Origin of the sequence: Sphingobacterium endophyticum (assembly GCF_009733535.1) — a bacterium.
Taxonomy (GTDB): Bacteria; Bacteroidota; Bacteroidia; order Sphingobacteriales; family Sphingobacteriaceae; genus Sphingobacterium; species Sphingobacterium endophyticum.
This window is the reverse complement of record NZ_SMMI01000008.1, coordinates 1-22,541: the sequence shown is the minus strand read 5'-3', so window position 1 is coordinate 22,541 and position 22,541 is coordinate 1. Positions and strand designations below refer to the sequence as shown.

At 35.4% G+C, this 22,541-nt stretch carries 26 protein-coding genes; 16 read left to right on the top strand and 10 right to left on the bottom strand.

Annotated elements, in window-relative coordinates; genetic code table 11:
* Window positions 1-63: 63 nt before the first annotated feature.
* From E0Y80_RS11480 to E0Y80_RS11470, 3 genes are all read left to right on the top strand, one after another.
* Window positions 64-480, top strand: coding sequence for an SRPBCC domain-containing protein (locus E0Y80_RS11480; RefSeq protein WP_156307817.1), 417 nt, complete (start codon window positions 64-66; stop codon window positions 478-480).
* 223 nt (window positions 481-703) lie between these two features.
* On the top strand, window positions 704-1,234 hold the full coding sequence (locus E0Y80_RS11475; RefSeq protein ID WP_156307816.1) for a hypothetical protein: 531 nt from the start codon (window positions 704-706) through the stop codon (window positions 1,232-1,234).
* 1,219 nt (window positions 1,235-2,453) lie between these two features.
* Entirely contained in the window at window positions 2,454-2,738 is a 285-nt protein-coding gene (locus E0Y80_RS11470; protein ID WP_156307815.1) for an Imm27 family immunity protein, read from the top strand.
* 267 nt (window positions 2,739-3,005) lie between these two features.
* Here E0Y80_RS11470 and E0Y80_RS11465 read toward each other — a convergent pair whose 3' ends face one another.
* The 4 genes from E0Y80_RS11465 to E0Y80_RS11450 all read right to left on the bottom strand — a co-directional run bounded on the left by E0Y80_RS11465 (window position 3,006) and on the right by E0Y80_RS11450 (window position 4,611).
* Window positions 3,006-3,413, bottom strand: coding sequence for a DUF4279 domain-containing protein (locus tag E0Y80_RS11465; RefSeq protein ID WP_156307814.1), 408 nt, complete (start codon window positions 3,411-3,413; stop codon window positions 3,006-3,008).
* Between the two features lie 2 nt (window positions 3,414-3,415).
* Complete coding sequence (locus E0Y80_RS11460) at window positions 3,416-3,637, bottom strand: hypothetical protein (protein ID WP_156307813.1); 222 nt, start codon at window positions 3,635-3,637, stop codon at window positions 3,416-3,418.
* Between the two features lie 270 nt (window positions 3,638-3,907).
* Window positions 3,908-4,258 carry a hypothetical protein gene (locus tag E0Y80_RS11455; protein WP_156307812.1) on the bottom strand — a complete coding sequence of 117 codons (351 nt, stop codon included), beginning with the start codon at window positions 4,256-4,258 and terminating at the stop codon, window positions 3,908-3,910.
* Window positions 4,258-4,611, bottom strand: a complete 354-nt coding sequence (locus E0Y80_RS11450; protein WP_156307811.1) for a hypothetical protein — start codon at window positions 4,609-4,611, stop codon at window positions 4,258-4,260. Before E0Y80_RS11450 ends, E0Y80_RS11455 begins: the two co-directional genes overlap by 1 nt.
* Window positions 4,612-4,664: 53 nt before the next feature.
* Here E0Y80_RS11450 and E0Y80_RS11445 point away from each other — a divergent pair, with 53 nt between their 5' ends.
* The 3 genes from E0Y80_RS11445 to E0Y80_RS11435 all read left to right on the top strand — a co-directional run bounded on the left by E0Y80_RS11445 (window position 4,665) and on the right by E0Y80_RS11435 (window position 6,386).
* Entirely contained in the window at window positions 4,665-5,120 is a 456-nt protein-coding gene (locus E0Y80_RS11445) for a hypothetical protein (RefSeq protein WP_156307810.1), read from the top strand.
* Window positions 5,121-5,160: 40 nt separating this feature from the next.
* Entirely contained in the window at window positions 5,161-5,784 is a 624-nt protein-coding gene (locus tag E0Y80_RS11440) for a hypothetical protein (RefSeq protein WP_156307809.1), read from the top strand.
* A gap of 317 nt (window positions 5,785-6,101) precedes the next feature.
* On the top strand, window positions 6,102-6,386 hold the full coding sequence (locus E0Y80_RS11435) for an Imm27 family immunity protein (protein WP_156307808.1): 285 nt from the start codon (window positions 6,102-6,104) through the stop codon (window positions 6,384-6,386).
* Window positions 6,387-6,906: 520 nt separating this feature from the next.
* Here the strand turns inward: E0Y80_RS11435 and E0Y80_RS11430 are convergent.
* Window positions 6,907-8,409, bottom strand: coding sequence for a YifB family Mg chelatase-like AAA ATPase (locus tag E0Y80_RS11430; protein WP_156307807.1), 1,503 nt, complete (start codon window positions 8,407-8,409; stop codon window positions 6,907-6,909).
* Window positions 8,410-8,623: 214 nt separating this feature from the next.
* On the opposite strand from E0Y80_RS11430, the gene E0Y80_RS11425 reads away from it, so the two are divergent.
* The 4 genes from E0Y80_RS11425 (at window position 8,624) to E0Y80_RS11410 (ending at window position 10,690) form a co-directional block, all read left to right on the top strand.
* Complete coding sequence (locus tag E0Y80_RS11425) at window positions 8,624-9,031, top strand: VOC family protein (protein WP_156307806.1); 408 nt, start codon at window positions 8,624-8,626, stop codon at window positions 9,029-9,031.
* A gap of 283 nt (window positions 9,032-9,314) precedes the next feature.
* On the top strand, window positions 9,315-9,584 hold the full coding sequence (locus E0Y80_RS11420; RefSeq protein ID WP_156307805.1) for a YtxH domain-containing protein: 270 nt from the start codon (window positions 9,315-9,317) through the stop codon (window positions 9,582-9,584).
* 97 nt (window positions 9,585-9,681) lie between these two features.
* Window positions 9,682-10,131 carry a hypothetical protein gene (locus E0Y80_RS11415; RefSeq protein ID WP_197091569.1) on the top strand — a complete coding sequence of 150 codons (450 nt, stop codon included), beginning with the start codon at window positions 9,682-9,684 and terminating at the stop codon, window positions 10,129-10,131.
* 4 nt (window positions 10,132-10,135) lie between these two features.
* Complete coding sequence (locus tag E0Y80_RS11410; RefSeq protein WP_156307804.1) at window positions 10,136-10,690, top strand: hypothetical protein; 555 nt, start codon at window positions 10,136-10,138, stop codon at window positions 10,688-10,690.
* A 17-nt stretch (window positions 10,691-10,707) separates the two neighbouring features.
* On the opposite strand, the gene fcl is transcribed toward E0Y80_RS11410, so the two are convergent.
* Window positions 10,708-11,640 carry a GDP-L-fucose synthase gene (gene fcl / locus E0Y80_RS11405; RefSeq protein ID WP_156307803.1) on the bottom strand — a complete coding sequence of 311 codons (933 nt, stop codon included), beginning with the start codon at window positions 11,638-11,640 and terminating at the stop codon, window positions 10,708-10,710.
* 55 nt (window positions 11,641-11,695) lie between these two features.
* Between fcl and trmB the strand changes: the two genes are divergently transcribed.
* Window positions 11,696-12,352, top strand: a complete 657-nt coding sequence (gene trmB, locus E0Y80_RS11400) for a tRNA (guanosine(46)-N7)-methyltransferase TrmB (RefSeq protein WP_156307802.1) — start codon at window positions 11,696-11,698, stop codon at window positions 12,350-12,352.
* 33 nt (window positions 12,353-12,385) lie between these two features.
* Window positions 12,386-13,822 (top strand): M28 family peptidase, encoded by a 1,437-nt coding sequence (locus tag E0Y80_RS11395; protein WP_156307801.1) that lies wholly within the window; start codon window positions 12,386-12,388, stop codon window positions 13,820-13,822.
* Window positions 13,823-13,825: 3 nt separating this feature from the next.
* Here the strand turns inward: E0Y80_RS11395 and pncA are convergent, their stop codons facing one another.
* The 3 genes from pncA to E0Y80_RS11380 are packed head-to-tail and all read right to left on the bottom strand — an operon-like array spanning window position 13,826 to window position 16,543.
* Window positions 13,826-14,416 (bottom strand): bifunctional nicotinamidase/pyrazinamidase, encoded by a 591-nt coding sequence (gene pncA, locus E0Y80_RS11390; protein WP_156307800.1) that lies wholly within the window; start codon window positions 14,414-14,416, stop codon window positions 13,826-13,828.
* 13 nt (window positions 14,417-14,429) lie between these two features.
* Window positions 14,430-15,104 (bottom strand): response regulator transcription factor, encoded by a 675-nt coding sequence (locus tag E0Y80_RS11385; RefSeq protein ID WP_156307799.1) that lies wholly within the window; start codon window positions 15,102-15,104, stop codon window positions 14,430-14,432.
* The gene (locus tag E0Y80_RS11380; RefSeq protein ID WP_156307798.1) at window positions 15,101-16,543 is read right to left on the bottom strand and encodes a sensor histidine kinase; all 1,443 of its coding nucleotides are present in this window, start codon (window positions 16,541-16,543) and stop codon (window positions 15,101-15,103) included. The genes E0Y80_RS11385 and E0Y80_RS11380 overlap by 4 nt, the downstream gene beginning before the upstream one ends.
* Before the next feature lie 274 nt (window positions 16,544-16,817).
* On the opposite strand from E0Y80_RS11380, the gene E0Y80_RS11375 reads away from it, so the two are divergent.
* Window positions 16,818-18,209 carry a DUF4270 family protein gene (locus E0Y80_RS11375; protein ID WP_156307797.1) on the top strand — a complete coding sequence of 464 codons (1,392 nt, stop codon included), beginning with the start codon at window positions 16,818-16,820 and terminating at the stop codon, window positions 18,207-18,209.
* Window positions 18,210-18,212: 3 nt separating this feature from the next.
* The gene (locus E0Y80_RS11370) at window positions 18,213-19,205 is read left to right on the top strand and encodes a Kelch repeat-containing protein (protein WP_156307796.1); all 993 of its coding nucleotides are present in this window, start codon (window positions 18,213-18,215) and stop codon (window positions 19,203-19,205) included.
* A gap of 140 nt (window positions 19,206-19,345) precedes the next feature.
* Here the strand turns inward: E0Y80_RS11370 and E0Y80_RS11365 are convergent, their stop codons facing one another.
* A complete protein-coding gene (locus tag E0Y80_RS11365; protein WP_156307795.1) occupies window positions 19,346-20,335 on the bottom strand; it encodes an aspartate-semialdehyde dehydrogenase in 990 nt (329 codons plus the stop codon).
* Window positions 20,336-20,706: 371 nt separating this feature from the next.
* Between E0Y80_RS11365 and E0Y80_RS11360 the strand changes: the two genes are divergently transcribed.
* Window positions 20,707-21,657 (top strand): NAD-dependent epimerase/dehydratase family protein, encoded by a 951-nt coding sequence (locus E0Y80_RS11360; RefSeq protein WP_156307794.1) that lies wholly within the window; start codon window positions 20,707-20,709, stop codon window positions 21,655-21,657.
* 1 nt (window position 21,658) lies between these two features.
* The gene (locus E0Y80_RS11355; RefSeq protein ID WP_156307793.1) at window positions 21,659-22,384 is read left to right on the top strand and encodes a YebC/PmpR family DNA-binding transcriptional regulator; all 726 of its coding nucleotides are present in this window, start codon (window positions 21,659-21,661) and stop codon (window positions 22,382-22,384) included.
* Window positions 22,385-22,541 lie beyond the last annotated feature (157 nt).

Genomic DNA, 22,541 nt, shown 5'->3' with positions numbered 1-22,541 from the left:
CTTGTCTTATGTCAAGTGTTTTAAAAATAAACGGAGTTAGTTTTATTTTTAAATTTCAATCTTATGAAAAATCCACTTGAAGCCTCTGTACAAATTGATGCTGATCTGGCGAGTGTCTGGAATGCCTGGACTGATTCAGAGTGTATCAAAATATGGAATGTTCCCTTTTCCGATTGGCATTGTCCCTATGTTTTAAATAATATAAAAACCGACGGAGAGTTTCATTTTCGAATGGAGAAACTGGATGGTTCCGAAGGTTTCGATTATAAAGGAATTTATCTTCATGTAGATCCACTTTCAAGGATCTTGATTTTACAAGATGATGGACGAAAAACCGAAGTAACCTTTGAAAATAATGGTAATCATGTTGTTATTACTGAACGATTCGAGCCCGAGGAGACAACTGATTTGGAACTTCAGCTGGAATTCTGTCAATCTGTATTAAATAAGTTTAAAAGTTTTGTAGAGGAAGGGAGGTAGGTTTTATCCCGACCAAGCGAATAGTAATTCAATCGTTAGAATTCGATACCTTTATTCTCTTCAGTCATTATAAATTTTTTCCAACAACTCTGTTTTTACAAATTCGTCACCTTTAGTAATATTCATCCGAGATTGATTCAAGGTCTATATATGAACAATATAAAAGAGGGCTGGAAATCTTATATTTACGAGGGTATTCTATTATACCAAAAGGGAAACGATAATGGATGTAATAATTTTAGGAGTATACAGCAAAGATGATATTTGCTTAATTGAAGAAGTTGCTAACATTAATGGTCTGAAAATAGAGTGGAACTATGAAGAGTATAGGATTGAGGCGGAAAAAGGAGTTGTTGAGTTAAAAAAATATTACAACCTGTATCAAGCAGGAATTCTTATTGAGGACAGCTTAGAAAAAGGGGATACTTTCTATTCGGGTCCACTTATAAATGAAATTTCTGATTATTATATATCCACTGAATGGGATAAGAAAATTTGTGATCAACCAAAATTGTTTAATTTTTTTGATTCTTTAAGCAGTAGCAGCCTTCAGAAAATAATAATTGCATTTGCTGATGAGTGGGATGAAAATGTAACAGTAAAAATTGAAAAGTTGAATTATCGCGAATTGAAAAGCAGATTATATAGTCCTTTTGTATGGTGTTTTGGGTATAGGGATCTTAAGACAAATTCTGAAATTAGAGATGAATACCATCCATTGGTATTAGAGTCGGAAAATGTAAGTGAATATTAAAAATCACCAGTGTCAAGGAAAGAATAAAAATGGTTGGGTAGGATCAGGGAGATACCCGTGATGCCCGAAGATGACAAAGGACAGGTGTTCCTGGTTCTTGATGGGCTTATAAAGGATTATAAGGCGAAGAAAATATATGCGCAATGACAACGAATCCCAATACGATAAAGATTAGGCCCGGTAGTATTTAGATTCATTTATAATAACATCAACGTATATAGAACTCATCAAATTTTAAACAGTCTACTTCTATCTTCCCTCTATTCAATATAGCTCTTGAGGCGAAAATTGTAAGTGGAGATGTCATTGTAGAATTTTCAGACTCGTATTTGCGTAAGCTATTGACATCCCAAGTATTCACCAATTTTAATGTCTCAGCATCAAAAAAAGATATGATCCTAAAGGTAAAACCATCCTTAAAGTACTCATATGAAATAGCCTTTCTACTATTCCAAATCCTACCGTACGAAATACCAGTTTCTAAATCGTATGTTTCAAGAAAAAAAAACGGTATCGCATACGCCGATAAAATTCAAGCTATCCTGAGCAATTAACTTGTTGCGAATATCCTCATAAAAAGCTTTGCCATTTCTTCTTTCAATTAGCTTTTTCTTCAGTTGTATCTTCGTGATTTTTGAAGAGATTTCAGAGATACAACTGGTCTGTCCGAATGTAGTATTAGTAGAAAACAACATAACCAATATAACTAACAGAAATGTTTTAATCATATTCATATTCAACACTTTTTTTAGTATGTGAAAGGTGAAACTTCCTGTTTTGGAAAGATAAAACCTTTATAGTTTTTCCCTTTCACAAATTCAGCCTTTTGTGCAAACACAACTACTTATCAGAAGTAGCATAATCATGGTTAATATCCTATTTTTCATTTTAACATTAATTTATACAAATTGCATTATAAAAAGGAATTCAAGGGATAAGAAAATAAATACTAAATCAGTATTTAACTCAACCCCAGGAATTAATAGATTCAATTTATTATTCCCGATAAGATGAAAACATATTTAACCGGCTGTCTTTTACTTATTTGTTGCCTATGCAATGCTCAGCCATCAGTAAAAAAAATTATTAGAGAAGATGGGAAAGCTAACATACACGTTTTTTTTATTAGGGATAATGATACGATAACCATAAACCTTTTTTATCACTTTGAAAACCCACAGGAAGAAAAAAACAAAAAAATTAATACAGTTGACTCAAGATGACAAAGTTAGAAAAGGAAGAAATTTTATTAAAAGGAGAGATAACTAATCACTTAAATTCAATTGAGTACAATGATGTGAGTAATCGAATATTTTCTCTTATAAAAAATTATTTAATAGAAGTAAAAGTTGATTCTAGTGGTTGGAATAGATTATTTATAGACCCAAAAGATGGGAGATATTGGGAACTTTTTTATTCTAATAGTGAATTGCAAGGTGGAGGTGCTCCGACTTTAAAATATTTGTTAAGAGAAGAAGCCATAATTAAATATGACTTAATTTAAATCCAGTTGTCTACTAAGTAAAACTAAAGCACAAAATCTTTGGAGTAAGCAAATCATCTTACCATTGTTATTGTTCTCATAGTTACCCTTTTTATTATATCATTGTTATTTTGGGCTGCGGATTGTAGAAGGTCAATTTTTTCTGAATTAAAATAAAAATTAAAAGTTCTAGCATTCCTTCGGCAAGACCAATGCTATTTTTAACTGGCGGCTCGGTCTAAGCTTCTGAAATGAATTGCTTCGGCAAGATGTTGATTTATTCTACAACTAACAATAAATATCAAAGTCAAATTCAATTCCTAAATTTGCATTAACTCGATTAAACCTTGGTCCGAGATGAACCCATGGAACACTTTCCTCTGGGTTATTTATGAAAATAGCACACGAAAATTCACAATAATATCTCTTACAAATAAATTCAAAATTCTCTAATTGCTTTTCAATTACATCTAGAATAAAATTTATTTGAGTTTCAAAGTCTTCTTTATCACTTTGAAATGCATCTAAAAACCATCCATTTTTTTTTGCCAGCCGATCGACTTTTGGGTTTATTTTCAAACCTTTTGTATGGACTTTTGAAGGCTGTATTCCAAGAAGATTAGAAATCTCCTGATGTGAAACATCATCAAATCCAAAAATACAAAGACTTAGTAATATCTGATTCTTCTCTACCATATTTATTTGTTGTTAATGAGCTGTGTTTTATATTGTTGCTGATTACCTGTTACGTAGTCTGTACTTATGCTATCTTTTAAGATTTTTTCCGCTCTCACAATATCTTCTGCACTTGGCGCATATCGGCCACTTTCTGGAGGGAAGCCCCTAATAGGATGCTCTTTTGGAAAGATAAAACCTTTATAGTTTTTCCCTTTTACAAATTCAGCCTTTTGTGCAAACACAACTACTTATCAGAAGTAGCATAAACATGGTTAATATCCTATTTTTCATTTTAACATTAATTTATACAAATTGCATTATAAAAAGGAATTCAAGAGATAAGAAAATAAATTATATATCCGTGATGCCCGAAAGACGATCAGAAACAGATTTTTCTTCTCCTTGATGCGCTTATAAGGGATTACAAGGCGAGGAAAGCATAAGCGCAATAAACAATATGGCCCAATCCGGTGAAAGATTGGGCTTTAAATATAAGCTAAACTGCTGAATTTTCACTGAGAAAGCCTTAAATCCCTAAGACGGAAACCTGTATAATCACAATTCCAATCATCGGATCCGTACACAAAAATCTCAATATTAATTAATTTACCATCATTGGCATTCCCAACAAAACCTAAACCGACCTCAAGTCCCTCTATTTCAATCAACTTATCATTAGACAAAATATTTTCAGAAAACAACAAAAGATCATTCTCATTATTATATTTCAAAAAAATATACTGTCCAACACCAGTGCATTCTCTTTCAACAACACGCAATTTATCTATATGAGTATACAAACTTGGGCAATTCTCCGCCAATGCAAAAAGAAGTGCTAATTCAAAAACATTTAACTGATCCATTATAATCCTTTTCTACTAAAAGATGATATTTCTATTTGATTTCCATTTATTACTCGCCCTCTAATTAACCTAACATCCATTCCGCCTACCTTAATTATATTACCACTATTGCCGCTTGGAAGAATCCCATTAGAAAAGACATCTAATTTACCTTCTTTCAATGCTTTATTAGCAGCTGCTTCGACTGCCTCAAATGCTTTTTCTTGGCTACCAAACGTCTCAACCAAACTTTCCAACGCATGCCCATTCTTGCTGTTAAATATATGATGTAATTTTTGAACTTTCTTTGCTTCGGTCATAAAAGGTAATAAGCCAGCAAATCGCCATATTGGCGAAAGTTGTTGTCCACTCATATCTTCTCCAGATATAGCTGCTTTGATATCAAAGACAGTACCTATGGGCGTGAATGAGAGATGAATGGTTAGGAAAAGTGGATCCCTCTAGCGTAGGGACTGACTGTAATTGCCATGGTTTATCATTAGCTGGAGGAAATATTATAATCGAGGATATCTCCGAGAATGCTGATGCCATTACCGCCATACTTAATGACGATGGATATATAGTATCTGATTATTCTAATGCAAGTTTAATTGTAGTTATAGACGATGATAATCGCCCTGTACATAGTGTCTTAAAATATAGCGTTTCAAATTTTTCAGCGGATCATGGTGAAGGACTTCCAACATTAAATGTAAACTATGAAACGGCAATGGCAGGAAGTATTATTATGAACAATTTGTATTTTCGAAGAAAATCAAAAGATAAGAAAATAAATACTAAATCAGGTCAGACCTCAAAGGGGGTAAGGACAATGAATAACAAGAAATTAAAAAAAATTATGGAGGATACTGGATTGGAATAAACCCAAGAATTAATAGATTCAATTTATTATTTGCGATAAGATGAAAACATATTTAACCGGCTGTCTTTTACTTATTTGTTGCCTAAGCAATGCTCAGCCATCTGTAAAAAAAATTATTAGAGAAGATGGAAAAGTTAACATACACGTTTTTTTTATTAGGGATAATGATACGATAAACATAAACCTTTATGAACAATTTGAAAAAGAGCTAAGAGATCATGAAAAACTTCAATTAATTGAATGTCTTTTGAAATTTCAAGGGGATACTACAAGACATGTTGGCATGGTACATCCTGTTTATTATGAACCTAATGCAAGGTCACTAAGATTTTCTCCCAAATCTACGTTTACGACCTTAGAAATTAAAGCGTTGCGTTTTATCGATAAAATAGCTTATGGGCGAGGTACTGAGGACTATTCCCCAGCGCCGGTCCTGTATGATACTCTTGAAAACATAGAAATCAATAACTGCCCCAAAAAGGTTAAAATTGTTTTTGATTCCTATCGAAAATGGTTTGAGCAATGCATTAAAGATGGAAAGATACCAAAATACTATCCTTTTAATGATGGAAGATATGTATGGTTGTATGGAAGAAAATCTTATTATTCAAAAGACGGAACTCGATTGATCAAGAAACGTGTTTTTTTTCAGAAAAGGAAATGAAAAAAGGGACGTATGTGTTCCTCCTCGAATCACATTCTGTAGCTTTTGTCCATTTGAAAGATAACGATTCTCATAGTAAACTTAACTGGAATTCGCATTGTGCTTGGAACTTAGATATGAAATGCATCCAAGGAACGATTTTCCCTGGGTTATTTAAAAATATAGCTAACGAAAATTCACGATAATAGCTCTTACAAATGAATTAAAAATTCTCTAATTTCATCTATAATAAAGGTCATTTGCATTTCAAAGTCTTCTTTATCACTTTGAAACCCCACAGTAAGAAAAAGACATAAAAATAATCCAGTTGATTCAAGATGACAAAGTTAGAAAAGGAAGAAATTTTATTAAAAGGAGAGATAACTAATCAATTAAATTCAATTGAGTACGATGATGTGAGTAATCGAATATTTTCTCTTATAAAAAATTATTTAATTGAGGTAAAAGTTGATTCTAGTGGTTGGAATAGATTATTTATAGACCCAAAAGATGGGAGATATTGGGAACTTTTTTATTCTAATAGTGAATTGCAAGGTGGAGGTGCTCCGACTTTAAAATATTTGTTAAGAGAAGAGGCCGTAATTAAATATAACTTAATTTAAATCCAGTAGTCTACTAAGTAAAAATTAAAGCACAAAATCTTTGGAGTAAGTAAATATTAATTTATACAAATTGCATTATAAAAGGAATTCAAGGGATAAGAAAAAAAATACTAAATCAGGTCAGACCTCAAAGGGGGTAAGGACAATGAATAAGAAGAAATTAAAAAAATTATAGAGGAAACCGGAATCAACCCAGGAATTAATAGATTCAATTTATTATTCGCGATAAGATGAAAACATATTTAACCTGCTGTCTTTTAGTTGTTTTTTGCATATGCAATGCTCAACCATCTGTAAAAAAAATTATTAGAGAAGATGGAAAAGCTTCCATACATATTTTTTTTTATTAGGGATAATGATACGATAAACATAAACCTTTATGAACAATTTGAAAAAGAGCTAAGAGATCATGAAAAACTCCATTGTTCAAGGAACCATTCTATTACAGCAATGGGAAATGGAAAAAGAAACGCAAGTTTCCTCCCCCAATATTACAACCTGTATCTAGAGGAAAGGATTTTTATCCCGACCAATTCTCTCGGTCTAAACTTCTAAAATGAATTGCTTCGGCAAGATGTTGATTTAGTATTTCTACAGAACCTTCTAAATCGGCTATAGTTCGGGCAACTTTGAGGATTCGATCATATGCTCTGGCGGAAAGGTTGAGCCTTTCCATGGCTTTTTTTAAAAGATTTCTTCCATTTTCATCGATAATGCAGATTTCCTGGATATTTCTTGACCGCATTTGAGCATTGCTGTGAATGTTGGGATATTTTTTAAACCGTTGTTCCTGAATTTTCCGAGCTTTTATTACCCTTTTCCTTACTACTTCGCTTTTTTCGGAAGGCCTGCTTTCTGTCAATTCATTAAATTCGACGGGAGTAACTTCGATATGTATATCAATCCGATCCAATAAGGGGCCAGATATTTTACTGATGTATTTTTGGACTACATGTTGTTTACAGATGCAGCGGCGTATAGGGTGGTTGTAGTATCCGCATGGACATGGGTTCATGGCGGCAATGAGCATAAAGCTTGCGGGATAATCTACGGAAAACCGAGATCTGGATATGGTTATTGATCTGGCTTCAAGGGGCTGTCGCATAACTTCAAGAACAGAACGTTTAAATTCAGGTAACTCATCGAGGAATAAGACGCCATTGTGGGCAAGCGATATTTCCCCGGGCTGAGGGTTCGCTCCACCACCCACGAGAGCTACATCGGAAACGGTATGGTGGGGTGATCGGAAAGGGCGTATGGTGAGTAAGGAGGTTGAACTGGGCAATTTTCCGGAGACGGAATGTATTTTTGTGGTTTCTAAAGATTCATCAATTGTTAATGGGGGGAGTATCGTGGGTAATCTTTTCGCCAACATGGTCTTTCCAGCACCGGGAGGACCTATTAAGATGACATTATGTCCACCTGCAGCTGCAATTTCTAATGCCCTTTTGATGTTTTCCTGACCCCTCACCTCAGCGAAATCCAACTCATAGCTATTAAGCAGCTGTTCAAATTTTTCTGCGATATTAATTTGAGTGGCTTCAATTTGGAGTTTGCCTTTGATAAAACGAATGACTTCATCCAATGTACGAATTCCATAGACCTTTATTCCACTTACAATTGCAGCTTCTTCCGCATTTACTGCAGGAAGGATCATTCCATTAAAGCCGTCTGTTTTCGATTGAGTCGCTATAGGAAGTGCACCTTTAATGGGATGAACCTTTCCGTCTAAAGATAATTCGCCTAAAAAAATATATTGCTGTATCGTTTCTATAGGTAGTTGATTGGAGGCAGCCAATATCCCAATAGCAATAGCCAGGTCATAGGAGGACCCTTCCTTTCTAATATCTGCGGGGGCAAGGTTAATGATGATCTTTTGTCTTGGCATATGGTAACCTGTTGAAATAATGGCGCTTTCAACCCTTTGGATGCTTTCTTTTATGGCATTATCAGGTAGGCCAACGATAAAATATTGGATTCCTGGCGAAACACTTACTTCAACGGTAATGCTGGTTGCATTTATTCCAGAAACGGCACTACAAAATGTTAACTAACATTTTAACTTATTTTTATTTCTCATAAATTAAATAAAAATATCCAAAAGAAATATAATCATTGATAATAATCTATGAGATATATTCTTGAAAATGAATTTACTTGTCCTATGGAAAGTTTATTTGTTTAAAGTCTCGTTAGATTTGATTAGAAATTAGAATAAACAAATAACATATAACGATATGGCAAAGCAAGTATTTATTAATTTGGCTGTTAAAGACCTTGCAAAGGCTGAAGCATTTTATTCAGCTTTGGGGTTTAGCAATAACCCACAGTTTTCCGACGATACTGGTAATTGTATGGTTTGGAGCGATTCAATTTATGTCATGATTTTAAACCATGAGAAGTTTTTATCTTTTACCAACAAGCCTCTAGCGGATACCAAGACTAGTATTGCAGGGATATATACGATTTCAGTTGATTCGGTAGCGGAGATGAACAAGATAATTGAATCCGGCTTAGGGGCAGGAGGAAAAGAGCCCAATGAAATTAGGGATTATGGTTTTATGCAGCAGCGTACCATTGAAGATCCAGATGGAAATACCTGGGAGTTTTTTTATATGGATGAGTCAAAATTTCCTACAGAATAATCATAACTGATAGTAGAACCCATCAAGATGATTTACTGTTGAAATGTCACCTCGAAAGGGTGGCATTTTTTTATGTGTTTTAAAGGTAAAAAAATGATCAAGATTTAATTTATATGGAGTAATTGCTATAAAATCCTTATATTTTACTGAATTACAATAAAATGTTGTGGTTTTATATTGACAGGAAAGACCAAAATTTAAAAAAGGAAAACGATTCGGTCTATTTTTTGTTATTAAATAAGTATTAGATGAAATTGGTTTAACAACTAAATTGCAGTAAAAGATGAAGGATAACGGTAAAATTGTTACAGCGCTGTTGGCTGGGTTAGCCGCAGGTGCAGTTTTGGGTATTATTTTCGCGCCTGAAAAGGGTAGTGAAACCAGAGAGAAATTAAATGAGTCATTAGCTGATTTAGGCGATGCGATTAAAGAACGTGCTGAGGAGCAATTCGATCAGTTAAGTGACTTTAAAGATAAAATCGTTGCGGCGGTAAAATCTAAACTTGGTAGAGCTGAGGATATGGTCGATGAAGAAATCGAAGAACATGCTTAAGCGATAAGTCAAGCCAAAGATTATTAATGAGTTTTTAAATAATAGATTCATGGCTATTACCTGATAGCCATGGATTCTATGATATGGAATTACGTGCATGGAAGAACAAAAATTTTCTTTTTCTGAAGTATTTGAAAAGTCTAAAGAATACCTAGAAACCCAGATTGAATTGGCAAAATTGAAGGCTTTATCCAGGTCTTCACGAATAGTGGGTTCATTAATTGTAGACGGGAGTAAAGTATTGTTGACTTTGCTGATTGTGTTTTTTGTGTCACTGGCATTAGGATTTTATTTGGGGGAATTATTGGGGAGTTATTCCTTAGGATTTTTAGCGACAGGTGGAATCTTTTTTGTATTCCTTCTATTGATTAGGGCATTTGAACCAAAATTAGAAGAGAAGTTCATGAACATTTCCATAAAAAGAATTATGTCTAAATGGCATGTTGATGATGACGATGAATTAGACGAAGAAGAAATCAAGGAAAAAGTGCGTGAAGCAGTGGAAGAAGTAGAGGAAGAAATTAAAGAAGAAAAAGAACGAGTTTAAGGCTATGAGGACAAAGGTTACGAATTTTGATGAATTGAGTTCAGAGATTGCTCGCTTAAAGGTTCAGAAGAAAGAGCAAGAAGCATTTTTATTAAATCAATACGAATTATTAAAGCATAAAGTTGAGGCTCCTGCTCGTATTGCTAATATGATATTTAACCGTGTTCCGGGCGTTTCTACAATTAAGGGTTTAGTTTCGGGTATCGGTCAAGTGACCAATAAAAATAATAAGGCCGATTGGTTGACTAAAACCTTACAATTGGGACTACCACTAGTTCTAAATCGTACGTTGCTGAAAAATGCAGGCTGGTTAAAGAAAGGTTTAGTGCTTTTGGGCTCAGAAACTGTTGCAAGCAATGTAAATCAAAGTAAGGTAACTGCAGTGATAGACAAACTTGCCTCGATCATAAAACCCAAAAAGAAGAAAAAGAAAAAAGCGGAGGTAGAAGCTGTCGTTGAAGCTACACCGATTCCTCCCAATCATCCTCCAATGATTACGGCAGAGGAAAGTGTTCAAGACAATGCCTATGGTATCCCTAAGGATAGTGAAGCATATTAGGCTCTAAATCCTAATCATTAATCTATATTATTCTTAAGGAAATCTTCGTACGCTAATTTAATTCCATCCTTTAGTTTGGTTTTAGCCTTCCAACCTAGAGCGTTGAGTTTACTTACGTCCATCAATTTTCTTGGAGTTCCATCTGGTTTACTGCTGTCAAATTCCAATTGACCTTCATAACCTACAACTTCTTGAATTAATTCGGCCAGATCGCGGATACTTACATCCTCACCTACCCCAATATTGACAAATTGCAGGTCATTATAGTTTTCCATCAGGAAGACACATGCATCTGCAAGGTCATCGGCAAACATAAATTCACGTAAGGGCTTACCTGATCCCCAAACATTAACCGTAGGATTGTTATTTACTTTTGCTTCATGGAATTTACGGATTAGAGCCGGCAGAACATGAGAATTTTCCGGGTGATAATTATCATTTATACCATAAAGATTTGTTGGCATGACAGAAATATAATTGTCATTGTATTGCAGACGATATGATTCAGCCATTTTTATTCCTGCAATTTTTGCAATCGCGTAGGGTTCATTGGTTGGCTCTAAGGTTCCAGTAAGTAAATAATCTTCTTTCAAGGGTTGAGGAGCCATTTTTGGATAAATACAGCTAGAGCCCAAGAACATTAATTTTTTAACCTGATTCTCATGAGAAAAATGGAAAACATTATTTTGGATTGCCAGGTTTTCATAGAGGAAATCGGCGCGATAGATATTGTTTGCCATGATGCCACCAACTTTTGCTGCGGCAAGAAATACATATTCAGGTTTTTCAGTTTCAAAGAATTCTTTAACGGCTTGTTGGTCACGAAGGTCAAGTTCTTTGGACGTTCTAACCACAATATTCGTATAGCCTTCTTCTTTTAATCTACGATAAATGGCCGATCCAACCATTCCACGATGTCCTGCTACGTAAATTTTCGCTTGTTTTTCCACCTGAATATATTATTTATACAAATATAAGGTTAATTTTGCGACTTAATTATCAGCTATGGGTAAGGATAAACTAAGAAAATTCGCAGAGGTTTCTACCTTTAAGAATGTTGTACAATTGGATGCAGGGAAAGAATATAAAGGGAAATGGGCTAAGGAATTTTTTAAAAACGATAATCCATTAATCTTAGAATTGGCCTGTGGAAAAGGAGAATATACCGTGAATCTGGCCAAGTTATTTCCTGAGAAGAATTTCATTGGTATTGACTATAAGGGTAACCGGATTTGGAGAGGGGCAAAAACAGCCTTAGAGGATGGGATTGATAATGTTGGGTTTCTGAGAATTCAAATTGAAACGATTTTAGAGCATTTTAATCCAGGAGAGATTGCTGAGATTTGGATTACATTTCCAGACCCTCAACCTCAGGATAGTAGAGAGAAAAAACGTCTAACCAATCCAGTATTCTTGGAAAGGTATAAAACAATCCTGGTTCCAGAAGGGATAATGCACCTGAAAACAGATAATGATGGCTTCTATGCCTATACATTGGAGCAGATAGAGATTCAAGACTTACCTAAGTTGAAGGAAACGACAGATCTTTACCATTCTGATTTAGTTGATGAAGTCCTATCCATCAAAACCTATTACGAAAAGAAGTATTTGGCAGAGGACAAAAATATTAATTACGTACAGTGGAAATTCGTTAAAGCATAAGGAATTAAGAAGGATTTCGTAAATTCATTTATTATGAAAAGAATTTACCTAATCTGCCTATTATTAAGTTGTCATTTTGCCCAAGCACAAGATGATTTAAAAAGTACCTTCCAAAGGATTTACGAGGATATCAATACGAATTCGGAAGCTTATGAACGGTTAAAATACAGCACAGAACATCTTGGTCACCGTCTCACGGGTTCAGAGCAGGGTAAGAAAGCTGAGGAGCATGTTTATAATCTTCTGAAATCATATGGATATGATGTTAAATATCAGCCATTTTCGGCACAAAGCTGGGCAAGGGAATCACTAAGCTTAACTTTAAATAAAACTACAGTACCATCGGTTTCATTGGCTCATTCGCCGGTTAAAGTGGATCTGCAGGCTGATTTAGTCGATTTGGGAAATGGACTGGAAACAGACTATGAAAAAATTGGCAGTAAAATTAAAGGCAAAATAGCTTTGGTTTTCCTGCATATCCTACCTAATTCTGGTGAAAACCTAAAAAATCTACATCGTTCAGAAAAAACTGCTCTTGCAAGTAAATACGGTGCAAAAGGAATTGTATTCATCAATAGTGTCAAAGGAAATGTATTATTAACTGGAACGGCCTCCATTACAGGGAAGTTAATCGAAATTCCTGCTATATGTATTGGTTTTGAAGATGGGATGAAGTGGAAGGAAAAACTAGCCAAAGAAAAGGTTGTTGCGGACATTAAGATGCACAATAAATCGGATGAGGCTACTGCAAGAAATGTAATTGTATCGATTGTAGGTTCAGAATATCCTGAGGAGAAAATTGTGATTGGAGGCCATTTGGATAGTTGGGATTTAGCGACCGGAGCGATTGATAATGGATTAGGTTCCTATGCCATTATTGATATGGCGAGATCATTCAAGAAATTGGGATTGAAACCTAAAAGATCTATTGATTTTGTTTTATTTATGGGTGAAGAACAGGGGTTGCTAGGATCTAAAGCTTATGTTCAAGAGGCTATCAAGAGCGGGACTTTAGGTCAGGTAAAATATATGTTGAATTTTGATATGGTCAATGCTCCAATAGGATTTTCAACCAGTCGTGACGAGATGATTCCTTTGTTGGATTCGATTGGTTTGCTGTATTCAAGCATTGATTCGGACTTTAAAAATAAGAATAGCTCGGGTGCTGGGCTTCATAGTGACCATCAGCCTTTTATGCTACAGGGAATTCCGAGCGGATCAGGAACAGGAGGGCAATTGCCTAATGATGCAGGATTATATTATCATTCTGACAATGATGTTTTCAAATTAGTTGATAAACGAGGATTGGAACAGACAGTCCGAGTAGGTGCAGCATATCTGTACGGATTGTCGAGCGTCAAAGATATTCCAGCACAGCGTTTTTCAGATGCGGAAATTGTTAAGTTTTTAGATTCGAAAGGACTTAAAGAACCTTTGATGATTTCCGGAGAATGGCGCTGGGGGAAATAATGATTAGATTAATGTTCCACCAGCCTGGATAAAGGTGTTTTTCTTTTCCATGAATTCACCTTTATCTATTGCTTTTGTTGCTTTGGAAATAATACTGGTTTTAAATCCTTCAGCTATTGAATCCATTGCTGTAAAATAAACGCAGAAATCTGCTGCCAAACCACATACATGGACTTCATCTATTTTCCTGGCTTTAAGATATCCAGATAGTCCTGTATCTTTTCTTTTTCCATTATCATAGAAACCACTATAACTATCGATATTCGGATCCATTCCTTTTCTGAAAATAGCCTCAATTCGGGAAGTGTTTAATTCTTCAGATATTTCTGAGCCGTAACTTTCTTGGATACAATGGTCCGGCCATAAAATTTGGTCAAGTCCATCCAAATCAATTTGTTCGAAGGGTAATTTGCCTTCATGCTGGCTAGCGAAGCTCAAGTGGTTAGCGGGATGCCAGTCTTGGGTTGCTACCACTAAATCGTAATCTTTTTGAATATTATTAATAATTGGGATTATTTCATCGCCTCGAGGAACTTCTAATGAGCCTCCCGGGAGAAAATCATATTGTACATCTACAATAATTAATGCTTTCATTTTTCTTTCGTGTTTAATCTACGGATAACATATAGCCCACACCACGAATATTTGTGATTTTAATTCTTTCGTCCTGTGCTAAGTATTTTCTGATTCTACTGATAAAAACATCCAGACTTCTACCTGTAAAATAGGTGTCGTTGCTCCAATAGGTTCGGATTATTTCGTCTCGAGGAACAACCTTGTCTTTGTTTTCAATGAGTCGCTTGAGTAATTCTGATTCCCGGTAAGATAGTTTTTCAGAGCTGTCTCCAAATGACAATATGCTCTTCGCACTATCCAGCGTGTAATTGCCGAGGATAAGTTTGCTTGGAGACATACTTTGTCCGATCTTTTTCAATGCTGCTTCAATCCTTACAATAAGCTCTTCGATTTTGAATGGTTTTCGGATATAATCATTTGCGCCAAGTTTAAATCCTTTCACCACATCTTCAGTTTGTGTCATAGCTGTCAAAAAGATAATGGGCGTCAGGAGATCTGTCTTTCGGATTTCCTTTGCAGTGGTAAAACCATCCATAATGGGCATCATAACATCCATCACAATAATATCCGGTTTATATTTATTGTGAAAAACCAAAGCTTGTTGGCCATTAAGTACATGACGAACCATAAAGCCATGAGCTTCCAGGCTGTCTGAAACTATCATCGCTAAGCTTTCTTCGTCTTCAACATAGAGAATGTTCGTCATTTCACCTCTTTTGGTAATTCTATTACAAAAGTACTGCCAACCGATTCTTCACTCGTTAAATTAATGCTTCCCTGGTGTTGGAGAACAATTTGCTTCACATAGGCTAGGCCTAATCCGAATCCCTTTACGTTATGGATGTTTCCAGAAGGCACCCTGAAAAATAAATCAAATACACCTTTTTGGTATGCCTTAGGGATTCCGATTCCGTTATCGGTTATTGATAATACTAAATTGTTTTGATTTTCTTTCAAATTGATTGAAATTTTAACAGGACCATCGGCATATTTAATCGCATTATCTAATAAATTGCTGATTACATTTTTTATATGAGCTTGGTCAGCAAATAAATTAAAGGACCTCCCAGAGCTGTTTTTTTGAATTTCAACCTCTTTTTTTGCAAATATTTTTGCGTTTTCAATACATTCTTCTGTTAGGCTATTCAAGTCAAACCAAGATTTATCAAGCTGAACTCCATTTGTTTCAGCGACATCAACTTGTAACACTCTTTCAATCATATCAGAAAGATGTTCTAATTCCTGACGAGAGATGGATAGGTATTTATTCATTCTTTCCTTATCGTCTTTCGCTCCGAATCGTTGTATGGATTCAATAGCTGCCATGACTGTTGATACCGGTGTTTTCAGTTCATGCGTCATGTTGTTGACGAATGCCTTACGCATTTTTGCTAATTGATTTTGTTTCTTAATTGTAGTTAAAAGAGCTAAGAAGGTTCCTATTAAGGCAATAGTTAAGACGATTGAGAAAATAAGCTGCCAGGCAATTTTAGAGATTAGGTAAGCAGTAGGGTTGATATAGTCTACTTCCAAATACAGATTTTCACCCTGATCTACAAGGATTGGCTTTGATTTGCTGTCTTGATATCTTTGATGATAGAATTGTTTATTTCTATGTTCTTCATCAGGAAGGACAGAAAGGCGTAAATCAAATGGTGAATACATGCCTTTATCTTTAAGGGAGGTCGTCAAACGAACTTTTAAAGAATCTAATGTTGTATCATTCCAATTGATTGTTCGGACTACATAAGATGATATATACTGCCTTGACATGGACTTTTTACTATTGTCAGTGGAGTCTGGATTTCCTGTTTTGTCATTCGCATTGGAGCTTCTACGGCCAAAATTTTGGTTTTCAATAATGTTTTTGACGGTATCGACATTGATTTCAGGGTATTTTTCCTTAAAAGCAGCAGATAGTCTTTCAATCCTTAAGGTCCTTTGGTTTTGATTTTCTTTCTGAATCTGTTCTTCATTTTCATTATAAAAGTTTTGAACTGCATCAAAAAGTTCATGTTCGGTCATTCCTAGGTAGAACTGTTTATGTCCGAAATAACTTCCAAATAGCCAAAACCCCAATACGACGATTATTCCGGCGATTGTTAAGACAATGGAAGCTAACAATATTTTATACTTTTTTAACATAATTAAAACAAATTTAAATTAGTAGATTTGCTCCGCATAAATATTGGATGGGTTTTAACAAATTATAACACTGATTAACAAAGTGTAGGGTTAAATTGTCGCATTTTAAGATATTTTTACGTTAATTGCTCAAAAGGTTTATGCTGCTTACAAAAGATTTTCGATTGCATGAATAGAAAATCAGTGGTTTGTATGTTAAAAATACAGAGTTTTAACATATAATAACAAATGATATCTAATTGCAATCCATACTTTTGCTAGACTAATTGATTTTATGATTAAATATTTACGAGTTATTCTTTTTGCTACCCTTGGTTTAAGTGCTGCATTATTTACGGTTAGTTGCGATAAGGACATGTCTGTTTCGTTGGACAACGATAATCTAGACAACCTGAACGTGACTTCAGATGATACACTGACGGCTACGGTCTCCACAGTTCAAATGGCTAATATTCCTACTTCAGGGACAGGTATCATGCAGAATGGAAGTGGTGTACCATTTATGGTCTTGGTTGGTAAAATTAACCATCCAGTAACAGGTAGTTTAAAGTCAACTTCATATTTCCGTTTAAATCCAACAGGAATTACGAATGACATTCCTACAAATGCAATTTTCGATTCATTAAATTTAGTGTTGATCCCAAGTGCAAGAAAAATTGTCTACGGAGATACAACCAAATACCAAACAATCTCAGCACATCGTTTAAGCCAATCTTTAGAAGTTAAGACAATTGATAATTCATTAACAGGATTACCAGTTCCAGTTTATGTAACTGGGCCTGCAATGTTCGGTGATATGAAGTTCAATTATGCAACGGAGGCTATAGGATCTGTAAAGTTCCTTCCTAAAGTGAATAGGAAAGATTCGGTGAAAATGAGGTTGAATGATGCATTAGGAAAAGAATTCTTTAGTAAAATTAAGGCATCAGATATTGCATTTAATTCTCCATCTAACTTTCAAGAATATTTTAAAGGTTTGAGTTTGGTTTCCGCAGAGACCAATACAGCTATGATGGCCTTTTCAGATACGGTTCAAGTACGGGTAAATTATTCTTATATTGGATCTGATGGATTTAAAAAGGTAGGGGCGAAAGTGTTGAATTTGGGGGATAGAAACTTATTATACAGTCAATTTGAGAAAAATGTTGCTGGAACTGCTTTTGCGGGATTAAGTACGAGCAAGTCAATTCCAAGCACAAGTACAAATGGGGTGACTTATGTACAAGCAGGATCGGGTGTAGTTACTGAGATAAAATTCCCGGCATTGAAGGAATTCTTATCGCAGCCAGGAGTTGCCATTAATAAGGCGGAATTGGAGATTGAATTGGAAACACCACATACAGGTATGTTCCCAGCATTTCCATATCCTGTATTAATGATTGCAGAGGCAGGCGTTCCTGTATCTTATGTTACCGCACCATTTTTAGGGGGAGCGCAAGTAGGGAGTTATGTAGTGGGGAATAATACGGGTAAAAAGGGTAGATACCTTTTTGACCTCATACAATATATTAAATCAGCTACAGAAGCGAATTCAGAGGATAAATCATTATTCTTAACTTTGCAGCGTGATGCCGGATTAGGGTTTACACCTTATACCACTGTCTTAGCGACAGAAAACAATAAACCGAAAGTTAAATTAAATATCGTATATACAAAATTTAAATAGTTTATGAATAAGAGAAATTGGCTTGTACTACTTTTGATAGGAGCCTTCGCAATTACTACTTTTAACTCGTGTAAGAAAGAGGAAGAAACAGAAACTGATTCTGGTCCGACTGAATGGGAGAAATCTATCGTTTTTACTGGTAAACCAAGAAATGGTGCTGCTAGTTTTACTATAAATGATGTAGCTTATTTAGTAGGTGGTCAGATGAAAACTACAGAGATATTAAGTGATTCTTATTCATTTGATGGAACTGCATGGACTAAGAAAGCTGATTTTTCAGGTCCTAAAAGACATAGTGCTGTAGGTTTTTCCGTAGCAGGTAAAGGATATGTAGGATTAGGTTATGGTACTGATGGAGAAACAACAGGTGCGTTAAAAGATTTTTATCAATTTGATCCAGCGGCTAACACATGGAAGAAAATCGCTGATTTTCCAGGTGAAGCTCGTCATTCGGCTGTTGCATTTACTTTAGGTAATGCTGCATATGTTGGATTAGGCAGAATTGATGCTACTGATGAGACATTCTCAGATTTTTATAAATATGATCCAGCAGCTGATAAATGGACAGAGATTAAAACTTCATTTAGCAACAAAAAAGGCGATGCATATGCATTCGTGATCAATAATGTTGCTTATGTAGGTGGTGGATACTCAAACGGAATTCCTACAGAAGATTTCTATGCATTTGACGGTACAAACTGGACTAAGAAAAAAGCTCTTAACGAAGACAACAAAGATGCTAGACGTTTTAGAGCAGGAGCATTTGCAATCGGTAACAATGGTTATGTTGTAAGTGGTCGTTCTCAGTCAGGTGTTGTTTCTACAGTTTGGAAATACAATCCATCTGATGATTCATGGACTGATGGTAGTCAAGCATTGCCTTCACCACGTGAGAAAGCTGTTTCATTCGCTATTAAAGGTAAAGGTTATATCACTACTGGAAATAACGGAACTTCATTCTTCGATGACACATACGTGTTCACTCCAGTTAGATAATAATTTTATATAACGATAGAAAAGGGATTTCCATTAGGAGATCCCTTTTTTTATGGTTGTAAAACTTATTTAGCAAACTCATAAAAAAATAGCCTGCTCAATTAATTGAACAGGCTATTGTATTCAGAAAAGATTAATTCTTAGATTAATCCTTTTGCGTTTAAAAGTTCGGCTACTTGAACAGCATTTGTAGCAGCACCCTTACGAAGGTTGTCTGCAACCACCCAAAGGTTAAGTGTTTTAGGCTGGGTTTCGTCCCTGCGGATACGACCTACAAAGACTTCATCTTTACCATGAGCATCTTTAGGCATCGGGTATTCTAAGTTTGCTGGATTGTCAACTACAATAACGCCATCTTGAGCTTCTAAAGCTGCACGAACATCTGCAAGTTCAAATTCGTTTTCGAACTCAATATTCACAGATTCAGAGTGTCCGCCAATAACAGGAATACGCACCGTTGTTGCGGTAACTTTGATAGAGTCATCACCCATAATCTTATTCGTTTCAAGAATCATCTTCATTTCCTCTTTGGTATATCCATTTTCTTGGAACACATCAATATGAGGGATGACATTTAGGTCAATTTGATAAGGATAAGCTTTTTCTCCTTCGACTCCTTGACGCTCATTCATTAATTGATCTACTGCTTTAACACCTGTACCGGTTACAGATTGGTAAGTAGAAACAACAACACGTTTGATTTTATATTTCTCGTGAAGAGGTTTTAACACTACTACCATTTGGATGGTAGAACAGTTTGGGTTTGCAATAATTTTATCATCTGCAGTCAATACATCGCCGTTTACCTCTGGAACTACTAATTTTTTAGTAGGGTCCATTCGCCAAGCGGATGAATTATCGATTACAGTGATTCCAGCCTCAGCAAATAATGGGGCATATTCAGTAGAAGTGCTTCCGCCTGCTGAAAATAGAGCAACATCCGGTTTAAGTGCAATAGCTTCAGAAGGAGTAACAACCTTATACTTATTTCCCTTGAATTCGATTTCTTTACCTTTACTTCTTTCAGAAGCAACAGGAATCAATTCTGTAACTGGGAAATTACGCTCCGCTAAAACTGCTAACATTTCTGACCCGACAAGACCTGTCGCGCCTACTACTGCAACTTTCATAAATTTTATTTGCTTTAAATTTTAATTATTATAGATTTTCTTAAGGTAACAAACATACTAAATAAAACTCAACATTTTTGGAATATTTTAGCTTTTAATAATTGATTATCACAATGATAGAATAAAATTCAACAAGTTGGATAATTTGATGTGATTCGTTCAGTTAAAGAAGTGTTTCGTTGACAATATGTCATTGAAAAAATGCTTTTGGAGAGGATAATATTGCTTTAGCTTTTTGATTGTAAAAAATTAAATCATACGTTTGCGCAAAATGTTGGGAAGCATCATATTCAGGCATTTAATTGGTAATTTCGCCATATTATTTTAGAAGTTATTGAAATAACTAAATTTATAAAACTATCATTGCCATAATGAAAGAAGTCATTTTGATGATCGGAGCCAATGGTCAAATTGGTTCTGAATTAGCCGCAGCATTGCGTATTAAGTTCGGGAACGAAAATGTGATAACCTCAGATATTAGAGCTCCAAAGGAAATCGCTGAAGGAGAGATCTTTGAAACATTGAACGTCCTAGATAAGGAAGCTATCAAAGCTTTAATCTTAAAATATAAACCTACACAGATTTATTTATTGGCAGCGATGCTGTCAGCAACAGGTGAACAATATCCACAAAAGGCATGGGACTTAAATATGAACGGTCTTTTGAATGTTTTGGATTTAGCGGTTGAATTGGGAATCAAGAAAATCTTCTGGCCCAGTTCCATTGCAGTATTTGGGCCTCACTCTCCGAAAATCGATACTCCGCAATATTGTGTTATGGATCCAAATAGTATTTACGGGATCAGCAAGTTGGCTGGAGAGCGTTTGTGTGAATACTATCACAACAAATATGGCTTAGATATCCGTAGTGTTCGTTATCCTGGAATTATTTCTTGGCGAACAGAACCGGGAGGTGGTACCACTGATTATGCAGTTCACATTTTCTTTGAAGCGATTAGGCAAGGGAAATATACCTCCTTCCTATCCAAAATGACTGAGTTACCGATGTTGTATATGGATGATGCAGTAAGAGGAACCATTGAGCTAATGGACGCTCCATCAGAGGCTTTGACAATTCGTTCAAGCTACAATTTGGCAGGAGTTAGTTTTACTCCTACACAAATTGCTGAAGAAATTAAAAAAATTCTCCCTAATTTTGAAATCTCCTATTCAGACAATGATCCGCGTCAAGCAATTGCTGATTCATGGCCAAAAAGCATCAACGATGATGAGGCAAGAGCAGACTGGGGCTGGCAGCCAACATTTGATCTGGCAGGGATGGCAAAAGACATGCTGGAGAATCTTAAAACAAAACTAAAATAAAATGGGTAGAGCTTTCGAATTTAGAAAAGAAAGAAAATTTAAACGCTGGGCCAAGATGGCCGTTCAATTTACGCGTCTTGGAAAAGAGATTGCAATCGCAGTAAAAGAAGGCGGTCCTCACCCGGAGGGTAACTCCCGATTACGTACGGCTATTCAAAACGCCAAAGCTGTAAACATGCCGAAAGACCGTGTTGAAGCTGCTATAAAAAGAGCCTCTGAAAAGGATTCTAAAGGATACGAAGAATTTGTATATGAAGGGTATGGCCCGCACGGTGTTCCTGTGTTAATTGAAACTGCAACCGATAATACCAATAGAACGGTCGCTAATATCAGAAGTTACTTTACTAAATCTGGTGGTTCTTTAGGGAAAACCGGATCTCTTGACTTTATCTTCCAAAGAAAATCTATATTCCGTTTTCCTGCGAGTGAAGAATTGGATGTTGAAGAATTAGAGTTGGAATTGATTGATGGTGGTTTAGAGGAATTATATGTGGAGTCTGATGAAGAGGGTAATGATATCGTTGTGGTTCAAACGTCTTTTGAAGACTTTGGAAACATGCAAAAACTTTTAGAAGAGAAAGGTATTGAGGTTTCTTCTGCGAAATTAGAGCGTATTGCCCTATCTCATTCTACTCTTAATGAAGAACAAGCTGCTGATGTTCTTAAATTAATTGATAAAATTGAAGAGGATGATGATGTGCAAGCAGTTTATCATAATATGGACTAAGGATTGATCCATAAAAAATATTAAAAGAGGGTGTTAAGCTAGTCATGGTCGGAAGAAATTCCGACCATTTTTTATGTTTTAAAAACTTTACCTGGGTCGCCTCCTGCAAATATGATTAGAATAGCAGTTATCATATCCCGGAGCTCCATGGCTATTC

Excerpts from the sequence above, each read along its gene's own strand:
- pncA (WP_156307800.1), bottom strand. The coding sequence starts at position 14,416 with ATGAAAGCATTAATTATTGTAGATGTACAATATGATTTTCTCCCGGGA.
- E0Y80_RS11450 (WP_156307811.1), bottom strand. The coding sequence starts at position 4,611 with ATGAGTGGACAACAACTTTCGCCAATATGGCGATTTGCTGGCTTATTA.
- E0Y80_RS11475 (WP_156307816.1), top strand. The coding sequence starts at position 704 with ATGGATGTAATAATTTTAGGAGTATACAGCAAAGATGATATTTGCTTA.
- E0Y80_RS11435 (WP_156307808.1), top strand. The coding sequence starts at position 6,102 with ATGACAAAGTTAGAAAAGGAAGAAATTTTATTAAAAGGAGAGATAACT.
- E0Y80_RS11455 (WP_156307812.1), bottom strand. The coding sequence starts at position 4,258 with ATGGATCAGTTAAATGTTTTTGAATTAGCACTTCTTTTTGCATTGGCG.
- E0Y80_RS11395 (WP_156307801.1), top strand. The coding sequence starts at position 12,386 with ATGAAAAGAATTTACCTAATCTGCCTATTATTAAGTTGTCATTTTGCC.
- E0Y80_RS11370 (WP_156307796.1), top strand. The coding sequence starts at position 18,213 with ATGAATAAGAGAAATTGGCTTGTACTACTTTTGATAGGAGCCTTCGCA.
- E0Y80_RS11445 (WP_156307810.1), top strand. The coding sequence starts at position 4,665 with ATGAGAGATGAATGGTTAGGAAAAGTGGATCCCTCTAGCGTAGGGACT.
- E0Y80_RS11465 (WP_156307814.1), bottom strand. The coding sequence starts at position 3,413 with ATGGTAGAGAAGAATCAGATATTACTAAGTCTTTGTATTTTTGGATTT.
- E0Y80_RS11365 (WP_156307795.1), bottom strand. The coding sequence starts at position 20,335 with ATGAAAGTTGCAGTAGTAGGCGCGACAGGTCTTGTCGGGTCAGAAATG.
- E0Y80_RS11420 (WP_156307805.1), top strand. The coding sequence starts at position 9,315 with ATGAAGGATAACGGTAAAATTGTTACAGCGCTGTTGGCTGGGTTAGCC.
- E0Y80_RS11380 (WP_156307798.1), bottom strand. The coding sequence starts at position 16,543 with ATGTTAAAAAAGTATAAAATATTGTTAGCTTCCATTGTCTTAACAATC.
- E0Y80_RS11470 (WP_156307815.1), top strand. The coding sequence starts at position 2,454 with ATGACAAAGTTAGAAAAGGAAGAAATTTTATTAAAAGGAGAGATAACT.
- trmB (WP_156307802.1), top strand. The coding sequence starts at position 11,696 with ATGGGTAAGGATAAACTAAGAAAATTCGCAGAGGTTTCTACCTTTAAG.
- E0Y80_RS11480 (WP_156307817.1), top strand. The coding sequence starts at position 64 with ATGAAAAATCCACTTGAAGCCTCTGTACAAATTGATGCTGATCTGGCG.
- E0Y80_RS11425 (WP_156307806.1), top strand. The coding sequence starts at position 8,624 with ATGGCAAAGCAAGTATTTATTAATTTGGCTGTTAAAGACCTTGCAAAG.
- E0Y80_RS11360 (WP_156307794.1), top strand. The coding sequence starts at position 20,707 with ATGAAAGAAGTCATTTTGATGATCGGAGCCAATGGTCAAATTGGTTCT.
- E0Y80_RS11385 (WP_156307799.1), bottom strand. The coding sequence starts at position 15,104 with ATGACGAACATTCTCTATGTTGAAGACGAAGAAAGCTTAGCGATGATA.
- E0Y80_RS11355 (WP_156307793.1), top strand. The coding sequence starts at position 21,659 with ATGGGTAGAGCTTTCGAATTTAGAAAAGAAAGAAAATTTAAACGCTGG.
- E0Y80_RS11415 (WP_197091569.1), top strand. The coding sequence starts at position 9,682 with ATGGAAGAACAAAAATTTTCTTTTTCTGAAGTATTTGAAAAGTCTAAA.
- E0Y80_RS11440 (WP_156307809.1), top strand. The coding sequence starts at position 5,161 with ATGAAAACATATTTAACCGGCTGTCTTTTACTTATTTGTTGCCTAAGC.
- E0Y80_RS11375 (WP_156307797.1), top strand. The coding sequence starts at position 16,818 with ATGATTAAATATTTACGAGTTATTCTTTTTGCTACCCTTGGTTTAAGT.
- E0Y80_RS11410 (WP_156307804.1), top strand. The coding sequence starts at position 10,136 with ATGAGGACAAAGGTTACGAATTTTGATGAATTGAGTTCAGAGATTGCT.